This window comes from Streptomyces sp. NPDC057963 (assembly GCF_042887155.1).
Taxonomy (GTDB): Bacteria; Actinomycetota; Actinomycetes; order Streptomycetales; family Streptomycetaceae; genus Streptomyces.
The window spans coordinates 361,879-374,428 of the sequence record NZ_JBHVPX010000007.1; the positions used below are offsets into that span (position 1 = coordinate 361,879).

At 72.8% G+C, this 12,550-nt stretch carries 13 protein-coding genes; 7 read left to right on the forward strand and 6 right to left on the reverse strand.

What is annotated here, in order from left to right; translation table 11 throughout:
- Positions 1–3 precede the first annotated feature (3 nt).
- The 3 genes from ACFVT1_RS19450 to ACFVT1_RS19460 form a co-directional block, all read right to left on the reverse strand.
- On the reverse strand, positions 4–1,251 hold the full coding sequence (locus ACFVT1_RS19450) for a substrate-binding domain-containing protein (protein ID WP_389796793.1): 1,248 nt from the start codon (positions 1,249–1,251) through the stop codon (positions 4–6).
- Positions 1,252–1,421: 170 nt separating this feature from the next.
- Entirely contained in the window at positions 1,422–1,766 is a 345-nt protein-coding gene (locus tag ACFVT1_RS19455; protein WP_389796795.1) for a DUF4190 domain-containing protein, read from the reverse strand.
- A gap of 102 nt (positions 1,767–1,868) precedes the next feature.
- Positions 1,869–2,480 (reverse strand): TetR family transcriptional regulator, encoded by a 612-nt coding sequence (locus tag ACFVT1_RS19460; protein ID WP_389796798.1) that lies wholly within the window; start codon positions 2,478–2,480, stop codon positions 1,869–1,871.
- Positions 2,481–2,710: 230 nt separating this feature from the next.
- Here ACFVT1_RS19460 and ACFVT1_RS19465 point away from each other — a divergent pair, with 230 nt between their 5' ends.
- The 7 genes from ACFVT1_RS19465 (at position 2,711) to ACFVT1_RS19495 (ending at position 9,256) form a co-directional block, all read left to right on the forward strand.
- Positions 2,711–4,042, forward strand: coding sequence for a glycosyltransferase family 4 protein (locus ACFVT1_RS19465; RefSeq protein ID WP_389796800.1), 1,332 nt, complete (start codon positions 2,711–2,713; stop codon positions 4,040–4,042).
- A 63-nt stretch (positions 4,043–4,105) separates the two neighbouring features.
- Positions 4,106–4,870, forward strand: coding sequence for a class I SAM-dependent methyltransferase (locus ACFVT1_RS19470; RefSeq protein ID WP_389796803.1), 765 nt, complete (start codon positions 4,106–4,108; stop codon positions 4,868–4,870).
- The gene (locus ACFVT1_RS19475; protein WP_389796805.1) at positions 4,867–5,940 is read left to right on the forward strand and encodes a prenyltransferase; all 1,074 of its coding nucleotides are present in this window, start codon (positions 4,867–4,869) and stop codon (positions 5,938–5,940) included. Before ACFVT1_RS19470 ends, ACFVT1_RS19475 begins: the two co-directional genes overlap by 4 nt.
- Before the next feature lie 164 nt (positions 5,941–6,104).
- Entirely contained in the window at positions 6,105–6,656 is a 552-nt protein-coding gene (locus ACFVT1_RS19480) for a hypothetical protein (protein ID WP_389796972.1), read from the forward strand.
- A 48-nt stretch (positions 6,657–6,704) separates the two neighbouring features.
- A complete protein-coding gene (locus ACFVT1_RS19485; RefSeq protein ID WP_389796808.1) occupies positions 6,705–7,481 on the forward strand; it encodes a maleylpyruvate isomerase family mycothiol-dependent enzyme in 777 nt (258 codons plus the stop codon).
- 115 nt (positions 7,482–7,596) lie between these two features.
- Positions 7,597–8,676 (forward strand): PHP domain-containing protein, encoded by a 1,080-nt coding sequence (locus tag ACFVT1_RS19490; protein ID WP_389796810.1) that lies wholly within the window; start codon positions 7,597–7,599, stop codon positions 8,674–8,676.
- Between the two features lie 4 nt (positions 8,677–8,680).
- Complete coding sequence (locus ACFVT1_RS19495; RefSeq protein ID WP_389796812.1) at positions 8,681–9,256, forward strand: VOC family protein; 576 nt, start codon at positions 8,681–8,683, stop codon at positions 9,254–9,256.
- 48 nt (positions 9,257–9,304) lie between these two features.
- Here the strand turns inward: ACFVT1_RS19495 and ACFVT1_RS19500 are convergent, their stop codons facing one another.
- The 3 genes from ACFVT1_RS19500 to ACFVT1_RS19510 all read right to left on the reverse strand — a co-directional run bounded on the left by ACFVT1_RS19500 (position 9,305) and on the right by ACFVT1_RS19510 (position 12,408).
- Positions 9,305–10,312, reverse strand: a complete 1,008-nt coding sequence (locus ACFVT1_RS19500) for an LLM class F420-dependent oxidoreductase (RefSeq protein WP_389796975.1) — start codon at positions 10,310–10,312, stop codon at positions 9,305–9,307.
- Between the two features lie 122 nt (positions 10,313–10,434).
- Positions 10,435–11,271 carry a hypothetical protein gene (locus ACFVT1_RS19505; RefSeq protein WP_389796815.1) on the reverse strand — a complete coding sequence of 279 codons (837 nt, stop codon included), beginning with the start codon at positions 11,269–11,271 and terminating at the stop codon, positions 10,435–10,437.
- A 192-nt stretch (positions 11,272–11,463) separates the two neighbouring features.
- Positions 11,464–12,408, reverse strand: a complete 945-nt coding sequence (locus ACFVT1_RS19510) for an N-acetylmuramoyl-L-alanine amidase (RefSeq protein WP_389796818.1) — start codon at positions 12,406–12,408, stop codon at positions 11,464–11,466.
- Positions 12,409–12,550: the final 142 nt, after the last annotated feature.

Genomic DNA, 12,550 nt, shown 5'->3' on the forward strand with positions numbered 1-12,550 from the left:
CGGTCAGCCCGCCGAGGGCTTCGCGGGCGGCGCCACCTCGTCCATCGGCTCGGTGGTCACCAGCTCCGGCTTCGCACCGGCGCCCTTCCCCCTGAGCTTCGCGACGAACATCGGCTGCACCAGCGCGTGGTCCTCGGCACGGACCTGCTCCTTGCCCTTCACCCCGTCGAAGCTCCAGCCCTCCAGTGCCTTCACCATCGCGGCGGAGTCGGTGGCGCCGCCCTTCTCGACGGCGCGCACGACCATCTGCGCCGCCGTGAAGCCGTCGGGGGTGAACAGGTCCGGGGTGCCGCCGGCCTCGGTGACCGAGTCGAGCATGGACTTCTCCACGGCGTTGCCGCCGCCCGCGCCGGGGAAGTAGTGCGCCAGGAACGACACCTTGGAACCGGCGTTCCCGAAGACCGGGTACGAGGCCGTCCCGGCGAGTCCCGTGACGACCTTGCCCGCCTCCAGCACGCCCTGCTGGTCCAGCGCGGTCCACAGCGCCGGCGCGGTGGAGCCGGCCCAGGCGACGAAGACGAGGTCGGGCGCGCTCGCCTCGACCTGCCGGGCGAACGGGGTCAGGTCCGTGGCGCCGGGCGGAGCCAGTACGGAGCCCACCTTCGCCCCCTTGGCCCCGAGCACGGCCTTCACGGCGGCGACGTTGGCCTGGCCGAAGGTGGAGTCCTGGGCCAGCACCGTGACCTTCTTGCCCTCGGCCTCGCCGAGCATCGCCCCGGCGGTGAGGATGTCCTGGTACGACTGCCGGCCCGAGCGGAAGGTGTAGTCGTTGATCCCGGTCACGGCGTCGGTGGCGGCCGGTCCGCTGATGTACAGCACCTTGTTCTGGGCGGCGAGCGGCGCCATCTGGAGGGCCACCCCGGAATCGGTGGTGCCGGCCAGCACCCGGTAGCCCTTGCCGATCAGGTTCTTGGCCGCGGAGACCGCCTTGCCGGGGTCGCCCGCGTCGTCCTGCTCGGTGACCTCGATGCGGTGCCCGGCGACCTTGCCGGTGCCTTTCGTCGCATAGTCCAGGCCCGCCATGAACCCGTCGCGGTACTGCTTCCCGTAGTCCGCGAGCAGTCCGGTGCGGGAGTAGACCAGGCCCACCTTCACGGTCCGGTCCTTCGCGTCCTTCCCGGACGCGGAACCGGTCTCGCCCGCCTTCCCGGCGGCGGTGCACCCGGCCAGCAGGAGACCGGCCGAGGCGAGCGCGACGGCGGCGGAGAGGGATCTGGGGGGACGGGCGGTGCCTGTGGCTCTGCGACGCATGGTGACCGGCTCCTCGGCGTGTACCTGTGATGTCGCCGAACCGTATGGACACCGTGCCGCCGTCGACATGGTGCAGGGCGCCCCACCTGGCGCGGTGCGCATGTGGGGCCCGCACATGGGCCGAGGGCGCGGCCCGGTACTCACGCGTCGGCGCCGCGGGCGGTGGCCCGTCAGACGGAGGCGATCGCCTGGGCCGTGGCCACGAGCACGCCGAGGGCGGCGAACGCGATGCCGACGATGCCCATCACCATGCCCGCGGTCGCCTGCCCGCGGCCGCCGCCCTCGCCCCGGTCGGCCATCCGCCGGGCCGAGACACCGAGGCACAGCGCGATGATGGGCAGGACGATCGGGATCAGCACCAGCCCGAGGATGCCGAGCACCATCGAGGCCGTCGCCCTGCCGCTGGGCAGCGGGGCGCCGTACCCGTAGCCGGCCGGGGGCTGTACGCCGTATCCCGGTCCGCCCGGGGCCCGCATCCCCGTCGCGCCGCTCGGACCGCCTGACTGGTCAGTCATGTCTTCCTCTCCATCGGTGCTGGTCATGACCATGCTAAGGAGAGATTTGTGATGCTTTCGGGCAGATCGGTGAGGGACGGGTGAGGAAAGGGCCCCGATCCGCTACGGGGTGTCCCGGGGCGCCGTCACGTCGATCAGCCGGCACACCGTCTCGATGTCTATCTTCACCTGGGCGATCGACGCCCGCCCCGACAGCCAGGTGATCAGCGCCGAGTGCCAGGTGTGCTCGATGACCCGGACCGCGGACAGCTGCTCCGGCGTCGGATGCTCCAGGCCCATCGCGTCCAGGATGATCGCCGTCGTGATCCGCGAGACCGTGTCCACCTCCGGGCTGACGCTGCGGTCCGCGAAGGTCAGCGCCCGCACCATGGCGTCCGCCAGATGCGGTTCGCGCTGGAGTGCGCGGAACGCCCGCATCAGGGTGTCGGCGACCCGCTGCGCCGCGTCGTCCCCGGCCGGGGGGCGCTTGTGCAGCGTCGTGTGCAGGTGCTGGAGCTGGTCCTGCATGGTGGCGACCAGCAGATGGATCTTGGACGGGAAATAGCGGTACAGCGTGCCCAGGGCGACCTCGGCGGCCTCCGCGACCTCGCGCATCTGGACCGCCTCGAATCCGCCCCGGCCGGCGAGCTGGGCGCTGGCGTGCAGGATCCGGCGGCGCCGGGCCTCCTGGCGTTCCGTCAGGGGCGGCGATGCCGGCTTGGCTTCCGCTGTCATGTGTCCCCATCCATGGCTTCTGTCCACAACCGGAGGGAGGTGCTCGGTCTCCCGGCGGCGCACAGCATGCCAGGGCGTCCGGTCGTGGCGCGAATCACCCGGTCCGGCCGTTGCACCGACGCTACCTGCCGGTAGATTCGTAGCTCATTGAACGATCCAGTCTGAAACTTGTTCTAGATTAGCGCGAGCGGTTACGCTCCGGCGAACACGCAGTGAGAAGGGGGCCGAGTGTGACCGCTGAGGCCGTAGAGACGGGCCCCCGCGCGGGCAGCGACGCGTCGGGCACCCCCGACGAGCGTCCGTTGCGCATCGCACTCCTCACCTACAAGGGAAATCCTTTCTGCGGCGGCCAGGGCGTCTATGTGCGCCACCTCGGCCGCGAGCTCGCCCGGCTCGGCCACAACGTCGAGGTGATCGGCGCCCAGCCCTATCCGGTGCTCGACGAGGGCGTCCCGCTCACCGAGCTGCCGAGCCTGGACCTCTACCGCCAGCCCGACCCGTTCCGCACCCCGAAGCGCGGCGAGTACCGGGACTGGATCGACGCCGCCGAGGTCGCCACCATGTGGACCGGCGGCTTCCCGGAACCGCTCACTTTCAGCCTCCGCGCCCGCCGCCATCTCATCGCCCGCCGGGGCGAGTTCGACGTCATCCACGACAACCAGACGCTCGGCTACGGGCTGTTGACGGACCTCGGCGCCCCACTCGTCACCACGATCCACCACCCCATCACGGTCGACCGGCAGTTGGACCTGGACGCCGCCGGGACCCGGCGCCGGCGCGCCTCCGTACGCCGCTGGTACGCCTTCACCCGCATGCAGAAGCGGGTCGCGCGCAGACTGCCCTCCGTGCTCACCGTCTCCGGCTCCTCCAAGCAGGAGATCGTCGACCAGCTCGGGGTGGCCCGAGGCCGCATCCACGTCGTGCACATCGGTGCCGACACCGACCTCTGGTCGCCCGATCCCTCGGTCGCCGAGGTGCCCGGGAGGATCGTCACCACCTCCAGCGCCGACGTCCCGCTCAAGGGCCTCGTCCACCTCGTCGAGGCGCTTGCCGAGCTCCGCGCCGAGAACCCGCGGGCGCACCTGGTGGTCGTCGGCAAGCGGGCCGAGGACGGACCGGTCGCGCAGGCCATCGAGCGGCACGGGCTCCAGGACGCCGTCGAGTTCGTCAAGGGCATCAGCGACGCGGAACTCGTCGACCTGGTGCGCGGCGCCCAGATCGCCTGCGTCCCCTCGCTGTACGAAGGGTTCTCGCTGCCCGCCGCCGAGGCCATGGCCACCGGCACGCCCCTGGTCGCCACCACGGGCGGCGCGATCCCCGAGGTCGCGGGCCCGGACGGCGAGACCTGCCTGGCCGTTCCGCCCGGCGACGCCGGGGCGCTGGCCGGCGCGCTCGCCCGGCTGCTCGGCGACCCGGAACTGCGCGCCCGGCTCGGCGCGGCGGGCCGCGCCCGGGTGCTGTCCCGGTTCACCTGGAAGCAGGCCGCCCTCGGCACCGCCGCCCTCTACCGCGAGGCGATCGCCGCCCGCGCGGCCACCACGCGTTCCGGCGGGCGACGGTGACCCCGCAGTCCGCCCCCGCCGCCCCTGCCCACTGATCCCCCTCGACCGCGAAAGCAGGCCTCCGTGCTGACCGTGGACTTCACCCGCTTCCCGCTCGCCGCAGGTGACCGAGTGCTCGACCTGGGCTGCGGCGCCGGACGCCACGCCTTCGAGTGCTACCGGCGCGGCGCCCAGGTCGTGGCCCTCGACCGCAACGCCGAGGAGATCCGCGAGGTCGCGAAGTGGTTCGCCGCCATGAAGGAGGCGGGCGAGGCCCCCGAGGGCGCCACCGCCACCGCGATGGAGGGCGACGCGCTCAACCTGCCGTTCCCCGACGAGTCCTTCGACGTCGTGATCATCTCCGAGGTGATGGAGCACATCCCCGACGACAAGGGCGTGCTCGCCGAGATGGTCCGGGTCCTCAGGCCCGGCGGCCGGATAGCGATCACCGTGCCCCGCTACGGCCCCGAGAAGGTCTGCTGGACGCTCTCCGACGCCTACCACGAGGTCGAGGGCGGCCACATCCGCATCTACAAGGCCGACGAGCTGCTCGGCAAGATACGCGGCGCCGGCCTCAAGCCGTACGGCACCCACCACGCCCACGCCCTGCACGCGCCGTACTGGTGGCTCAAGTGCGCGTTCGGGGTGGGCCGTGACGGCAAGGACGCAGCGCTGCCGGTCCGCGCGTACCACAAGCTGCTCGTCTGGGACATCATGAAGAAGCCGAGGGCGACCCGGGTCGCCGAGCAGCTGCTCAACCCGGTCGTGGGCAAGAGCTTCGTGGCGTACGCGACCAAGCCGCACCTGCCCGTGGCCGCCGCCGAGGACCTCTCCAGGGCCGAGGCGTGACCACTCCCGAGCAGACCGAACACCTCGTACTGCCCGGAGTCCTCACCGCCGAGCAGGCCACCGAGACCGTCGCCGCCCTCCTCGCCGCGCAGTGCGACGACGGTGCGCTGCCCTGGTTCCGCGGCCACCACCTCGACCCGTGGGACCACACCGAGGCCGCCATGGCCCTCGACGCGGCGGGCGAGCACGCCGCGGCGGAACGCGCGTACGACTGGCTGGCCCGGCACCAGAACGAGGACGGCTCCTGGTACGCCGCGTACCACGACGGTGACCCGGAACGGCCCACCGACCGCGCTCTGGAGACCAACTTCTGCGCGTACGTGGCCGTCGGCGTCTGGCACCACTACCTCGCCACCGGCGACGACGCGTTCGTCGACCGGATGTGGCCGACCGTCTTCGCCGCCGTCGAATTCGTGCTGCGGCTCCAGCAGCCCGGCGGGCAGATCGGCTGGAAGCGCGAAGCCGACGGAACCCCGGTCGACGACGCCCTGCTGACCGGCTGCTCCTCCATCCACCAGGCGCTGCGCTGCGCACTCGCCCTCGCCGAACGGCGCGAGGAGCCGCAGCCCGACTGGGAGTTGGCGACCGGCGCACTGGCCCACGCGATCCGCAGCCACCCGGAGCGATTCCTCGACAAGAGCCGCTACTCGATGGACTGGTACTACCCGGTCCTCGGCGGCGCGCTCACCGGAGCGGCCGCCAAGGAGCGCGTCGAGGAGGGCTGGGACCGCTTCGTGGTCCCCGGCCTCGGGGTGCGCTGCGTGCTGCCCAACCCGTGGGTGACCGGCGGCGAGAGCTGCGAACTCGCCCTGGCGCTCTGGGTGATGGGCGAGTCCGACCGGGCGCTGGAGATCCTCCAGTCCGTCCAGCATCTGCGCGCCGAGGGCGGCATGTACTGGACGGGGTACGTCTTCGAGGGCAACCGGGCGTTCTGGCCGGAGGAACTCACCACCTGGACCGCCGGTTCCCTGCTGCTCGCGGTGGCCGCGCTCGGCGGCGACGAGGCGACCACGGCCGTCTTCAGCGGCGAGCACCTGCCGCGCGGGCTGGAACCGGACTGCTGCGGCTGAGGGCCGCCGGGGCCGCTTCCAGCGGGCGGAACCCGGACGGCGGCCCCGAGTGGCGGACCGCCCGGGGCCGGGCGAGCCTTGCGGGGCGTGGCGAATTCCGCCACTCACCGCAGAGGTCGCCGTGAGGTGCCCGGCCAGGGAGGCCCGCTGTGCCCAGTTCCGCCGTGAACGGTTCCGTACCGCTCCGCCGTCCGCTCGTCCCGCTGCTGCTGTCCTGCGCCGTGCTCGTGGGCGCGACCGCGTGCGGCGGCGGTGGCAAGACCAGTGCGAGCAGCTCCGCGTCCCCGAGCGGCACGGCCTCGGCGCAGGCGCAGAAACTCGCCAAGACGCGGTTCGTCGCCAACGCGGGGCTCGCGGCCGGGGCGACGTATCAGTGGATCGTGAAGCCGTACCGCGCGGGCACGTTCAAGAAGGGCGCGGACGGGCGTAAGTTCGCCCTGGTCAAGGCCGGTCTCGCGGGTGGCTTCGCCTACAACCGGCTGAAGGCCGCCGCCGTCAACGCCAAGGGCGACCCGCTGCTCTCGAAGGCGGTCGCGCCGCTGACGGCGGGCATCGATTCGCTCAAGGGGCTCGGCACCAAGCTGCGCAACGGCCAGGCGGGCGAAGGCGACATCGGCACCTTCGAGGGCGTGATCAACGGCGTCAAGGACGCGGGCAGGAGCGCGGGCGCCGAGGTGAAGGACAAGGTGCCCACCACCTCGCAACTCGGCGGATAGCGGATAATCGATGTGGTCCCGGCCTTTGCCAGCCTTAGGGTACGGGGCATGAGCGCACTCCCGCACGACCTCTACTGTGACGAAATCATCGCCCGCACCGACGCGTTGAGGGCGGCGATCAACGGCGCCGACCTCAACGCGACCGTCCCGACCTGCCCCGACTGGACCCTGCGCGATCTCGCCGGCCACGTCGGCGGAGCGCACCGCTGGGTGAGCGAGATCGTACGCACCCGGGCCACCGAAATGATCCCGCTCCAAGAGGTGGCGGAGTCCAGGCCCGAGGGCGACGACCCCGCCGTGCTCGACGCCTGGCTGGCGGACGGGGCGGCGGAGACCGCCGGGCTCCTGCGCGCGGCCGGCCCCGACGAGAAGGTGTGGTCCTGGGGATGGGAGCACAGCACCGGCTTCTGGTCCCGCCGCATGGCGCACGAGACGATCGTCCACCAGGCCGACGCGGCGCTCACCGTGGGGGCCGGGTACGAGGTGGCTCCGGAGCTGGCCGCGGACACCATCGAGGAGTGGCTGGAGATCGTCGCCTTCGCGCGGTCCACCGGCGACAAGGGGGCCGCCGGGCTGACCGGCGCCGGGCGTTCGATCCATCTGCACGCCACGGACGTGCCGGACGCCGAGTGGCTGATCGAGTTCGGCGCGGACGGCTTCGGCTGGCGGCACGCCCACGAGAAGGCGACGGTGTCCCTGCGGGGCCCGCTCACCGACGTCATGCTGGTCTTCAACCGGCGCCTCGCGGCGGACAGCGGCCGCGTCGAGGTGCTGGGGGACGCGGAGCTGCTGGACTTCTGGCTGGAGCACACCACCTTCGGCTGAGTGCGTACCGCCCGCCGCCCGCCGGGCGCGCCGCGCCCGCTGTGCGGGCGGGGCGGTGCTGAGCCAAGCTGGAGAGGACAGCCCGTTGTGTCCGGCGGCCCCGGTGGAGGTGCCGATGGAGCCCGTCCGCGCCCTGAGACGGATCGCCTTCCTGCTGGAACGCGGCGGGGCCGCGACCTATCGCGTCCAGGCGTTCCGCGCCGCCGCCGGCACGGTGGCGGCGATGGCGGACGGCGAGGCCGCGCGGCGGGCGGCGGACGGCTCGCTGGAGACGGTCAAGGGCATCGGGCCGAAGACCGGGCAGGTGATCCGCGAGGCGGTGGCCGGGGAGGTGCCCGGCTATCTGGAGCGGCTGGAGGAGGAGGCCGCCGCCGCCCCGCTCCCCGAGGGCGGCGGCGGCCTCCGCGCGCTGCTGCGCGGCGACTGCCATCTGCACTCCGACTGGTCGGACGGCGGCAGCCCGATCGAGGAGATGGGCCGCACAGCGGCGGAGCTGGGTCATGAGTGGGCGGTCCTGACCGACCACTCGCCCCGGCTGACCGTGGCGAACGGGCTCTCCCCGGAGCGGCTGCGCCGCCAGCTGGACGCGATCGCCGGACTCAACAGGCAATGGGCGCCGTTCCGGCTGCTCACCGGCATCGAGTGCGACATCCTCCCCGACGGCTCCCTCGACCAGGAGGAGGAGCTGCTGGCACAGCTGGACGTCGTGGTGGTCTCCGCGCACTCCGCACTGCGGATGGACCCCGCCCCCATGACCAGGCGCCTGCTCGCGGCCGTCCGCCATCCGCGGGCGAACGTCCTCGGGCACTGCACCGGGCGGCTGCTCACCGGCCGGGGCCGCCCGGAATCGCGGTTCGACGCGGACGAGGTCTTCGCCGCGTGTGCGGAGGCGGGCACGGCGGTGGAGATCAACAGCCGTCCCGAACGGCTCGACCCGCCCCGCCGGCTGCTGCGCCGCGCCGTCGACGCGGGCGCCCTGTTCGCCGTCGACAGCGACGCACACGCGCCGGGACAGCTGGACTGGCAGGTCCACGGCTGCGCCCGCGCCGAGGAGTGCCGCGTCCCGGCGGAGCGCGTGGTCACCACCTGGCCGGCCGGTGAGCTGCTGGCCTGGTCGCGCGGGGGTACGACCCCGGAGCGGGTCCGTTCCGGGGCGGACGGGGCGGTCGGCGCAGCCCCGGGACGGGAGCGGTGAAGCCATGACGGCCACAAGCGTGCGAGGGATCGACCACATCGGGGTCACGGTCCCCGATCTGGAGACCGCGACCCTCTTCCTCGTCAGGGCGTTCGGCGCCGAGGTGCTGTACGACGGCCTGCGCCGCCAGGACGGACCGCGCGCAGGACCGGACGTCGAGCGCCTGCTCGGTGTCCCGGCGGGTACCCAGCAGTTGGCGATCCGGATGCTGGCCCTCCCCGGCGACGGACCGGGCATCGAGCTGTTCGAGTTCCAGGGGCCCCGCCGCGAACCCCCGGTGCGGCCCTGCGACTTCGGCTGGCAGCATGTGGCCCTCTACGCGGACGACCTGGACGCGGCCGTACGGAACTGCGTCGCCGCGGGCGCATTGCTGCTCGCCGACGCGCAGCCGCTGCCGGGTCCCGAGGCGGGGGAGCGCAACCGGTTCGCGTATCTGCGCACTCCGTGGGGCAGCACCCTGGAACTCCTGACGTACCCCGACCCCCAGCCCTGGGAGCGCACTGCGACACGGCGGCGCGTCCGCCCCGCCCCGGTCGCGACCGGAGCCTGGCCCACGGACCCGGCCCGGCCGGCGGCCTGAGGGCCGTCCCGCCGTCCCCGGTGCCCGCCGCGGACGACGGGGCAGCCCTCAGTTGAGCTCCGCGAGCACCCGCAGGGTGTGCGGGTCCGGCGCCGTCACCAGCAGATCGGTCACCGGCCCCTCGCGCCACAACTCCAGCCGCTCCGCGATGCGCCGACGCGGGCCGACGAGCGAGATCTCATCGGCGAACGCGTCCGGTACGGCCAGCACCGCCTCCTCCTTGCGCCCTTCGAGGAAGAGCCGCTGGATCCGCCGCGCCTCCTCCTCGAAACCCATCCGCGCCATCAGATCGGCGTGGAAGTTGCGGGCCGCGTGCCCCATGCCCCCGATGTAGAAGCCGAGCATCGCCTTCACCGGCAGCAGCCCCTCGGCGACATCGTCACAGACCCGCGCCCGGACCATCGGCGCGATCACGAATCCGTCGGGCAGACCGGTCAGCGACGCCTCGTACACATCGGTGCGCAGCGGCGACCAGTACAGCGGCAGCCAGCCGTCGGCGATCCGTGTCGTCTGCGCGATGTTCTTCGGCCCCTCCGCCCCGAGCAGCACGGGCAGCCGCGCCCGCAGCGGATGCGTGATCGGCTTCAGCGGCTTGCCCAGACCGGTGCCGTCCGGGCCGTCGTACGGGTGGGAGTGGAAGCGCCCGGCCAGTTCCACGGGGGCCTCGCGGCCGAGCACTTGGCGGATGACGTCGACGTACTCGCGGGTGGCGGTCAGCGGACTCTTCGGGAACGGCCGCCCGTACCAGCCCTCCACCACCTGCGGCCCGGACAGCCCCAGGCCGAGCATCATCCGGCCGCCGGAGAGATGGTCGAGGGTGAGGGCGTGCATGGCGGTCGCGGTCGGGGTGCGCGCCGCCATCTGTGCGATGCCGGTGCCCAGCCGGATCCGGGAGGTGTGCGCGGCGATCCAGGTCAGCGGGGTGAACGCGTCGGAGCCCCAGGCCTCCGCCGTCCACACCGATGCGTATCCCAGCGCCTCCGCCTCCCGGGCGAGGTCCAGGTGGGCAGGGTCCGGGCCGCGGCCCCAGTAGCCGAGCGCGAGTCCGAGCCGCATTCCTCCGCCTCCCAGCATTCCTGACGGTGTGTCAGATATCTGACGCACGGACGGAGAGTACGACAGCGGCCCCCCGCCCGGAAGGGGCGGGGGGCCGCTGTTCGTCCTGCGGCGGTGTGGACTCAGCCGCGCTGGATGCCCGTGGTGTCCTGGAGCACCCCGCGACGGCCGTCCTGCGTCTGGGCGATGAGGGCGGCACCGCGCTGCTCCACCGCGAGGTACCAGGTGCCGGGCGCCAGTTCGGCGATCGGCGACGGCGAACCGTCCTCCCCGTACAGCGGGCGGGCCACCGGCACCGCGAACCAGAACGGTGTGAAGTCACCGGTCGCCGCACCGGCCGCCGGGGCCGGCTGGGCCTTCTGCGGCTCCGGCTGGCCGGGCTGCGGCTGACCGGGCTGCGGCTGGGCGCCGTACGGCTGCTGCTGACCCGGCTGCGCACCGTAGGGCTGCTGCTGGGCGCCGGGGTAGCCGTACCCCTGGCCGGGCTGCGGCTGGCCGCCGTACGGCGGCTGCACGGCCTGCGGGCGCGGGGTGCCCATCAGCGGCGCCTTGAGCGCGGGGACCAGCGGGGTGGCGATCGCGCCGCCCGCGAGCACGATGGACCCGAGCAGGCCGAGGATCATTCCGGCGCCGGCGTTGCTGGCGTCGATGGTCGTCCAGAACGCCGTCCACAGCGCGAAGACGCAGAAGGCGGCACCGAATTGACCGAGGTCGAACCCGACGACCTTGCGGTTCGGCATGGCACGGCCCACAACGACCAGCGCCGCACCGATGATTCCGGCCAGGAAGACGCTCATGAGGACCCCGAGGGCGTCCCAGGCGTTCGGGGCGTTGTAGCTGGAGCAGTTGAGGCCCGCAGGGCAGTCGAAGCCGGAGAGGTCGAGGAAAGAGGCGATGAACAGCACCACCGCTGCTCCGATCACCACGCCGTCGCCTCGAGTGAGGGAGCGGATATTCACGTGAAGGTCCTTAGTCGGTCGTCTCGTCGGGGCGGTCGTCGCTGCCGCCTGTACGGGTACGGCGGGCGCGGCGCGAAGCTCGGGGGCGGCTCCCCATGGTACGGATGAATCTATCGTCTGCCCGGCCGGGTTGTGCCCCTGCCCGAAGCTCGGACGCACTTCCCCCCAATTTCGCCTCAGAACCACCTCTTGCTACCCCTTCAGGTAGCTGCTGATGCCCTCGGCAATGCCCTGCGCCGCCTTCTGACGCCATCCCGCGCTGGTGAGCAGGGCGGCATCCTTCGGATCACGCATATTGCCGCATTCGATGAAGACTTTGGGCACGGTCGACAAATTCAGTCCGCCCAGATCCTTGCGGATGTCCAACCCGCTATTGCCGCCGACGTAATTGGAAGGCGCACTTCCGGTATCGCGGACGAAGAGGCCGGCGATCCGGGTGCCGAGATCGCGCGACGGCTCGACGATCTTCGAGGTGTCCGCCGCCCCGCCCCGCACCAGTCCGGGAAGGATCACGTGGAAGCCGCGGTTGCCGACCGCGGAACCGTCCGCGTGCACCGAGACCACGGCGTCCGCCCCGGCCTCGTTGCCGATCCGGGCGCGCTCGTCGACACAGGGCCCGTACGGGCGGTCGTTGTCGTACGTCAGCACGACGTTCGCGCCCTGCGCGCGCAGGAGCGTGCGCAGCCGGTGCGACACGTCGAGGGTGAACCGGGCTTCCGCGTAACCGGAGTCGGTCGATGTCCCGGTGGTGTCGCACTCCTTGTGCGTGGTGCCGATGTCCACCTGGCGGTTGATCTCGCGGGTGTGCAGGTGGTTGCCGGGGTTGTGCCCGGGGTCGATGACGACGGTCTTCCCGGACAGCGGCCCGGTGGCCCGGCCGCCCGTGGACTTCGAGGGCTTCGTGGACGGGGCGGGGGAGGCGGAGGTCTTCGCCGGGGCCGGGGCGCTCTTCGACGGCGGGGCCGACGACGGCGCGGCGGTGGTACCGCCGCCGCCCGGCAGGGGCCGGGCCTGCGCCCCGCCGCTGTCGTCGCCCGCGCCGCAGCCCGCGGCGGTCAGGGACACGGCGGCGAGCACGGCGGCGGCGAGCAGGGGCCGGCGGCGCGGTGTGGGGGGAACGCTCTCGTCGTACGGCACCCCGCGATGCTATCGGGGCCCTTCGGGCGACCGGCCCGGATGCCTCGCGCCTGCGCCCCGTGCCCGCACCCGGCCCGCCCGGAGCTCCGTTCCGGTACGTCTCGGTACTCGCCCGGATGCCCGTTCCGATACGGGGCAGCAC

What these genes read in the sequence shown, in the direction of transcription:
- ACFVT1_RS19500 (WP_389796975.1), bottom strand. Translation starts at nt 10,312, where the DNA reads ATGCGGCTCGGACTCGCGCTCGGCTACTGGGGCCGCGGCCCGGACCCT.
- ACFVT1_RS19460 (WP_389796798.1), bottom strand. Translation starts at nt 2,480, where the DNA reads ATGACAGCGGAAGCCAAGCCGGCATCGCCGCCCCTGACGGAACGCCAG.
- ACFVT1_RS19450 (WP_389796793.1), bottom strand. Translation starts at nt 1,251, where the DNA reads ATGCGTCGCAGAGCCACAGGCACCGCCCGTCCCCCCAGATCCCTCTCC.
- ACFVT1_RS19455 (WP_389796795.1), bottom strand. Translation starts at nt 1,766, where the DNA reads ATGACTGACCAGTCAGGCGGTCCGAGCGGCGCGACGGGGATGCGGGCC.
- ACFVT1_RS19495 (WP_389796812.1), top strand. Translation starts at nt 8,681, where the DNA reads ATGACGGCCACAAGCGTGCGAGGGATCGACCACATCGGGGTCACGGTC.
- ACFVT1_RS19485 (WP_389796808.1), top strand. Translation starts at nt 6,705, where the DNA reads ATGAGCGCACTCCCGCACGACCTCTACTGTGACGAAATCATCGCCCGC.
- ACFVT1_RS19490 (WP_389796810.1), top strand. Translation starts at nt 7,597, where the DNA reads ATGGAGCCCGTCCGCGCCCTGAGACGGATCGCCTTCCTGCTGGAACGC.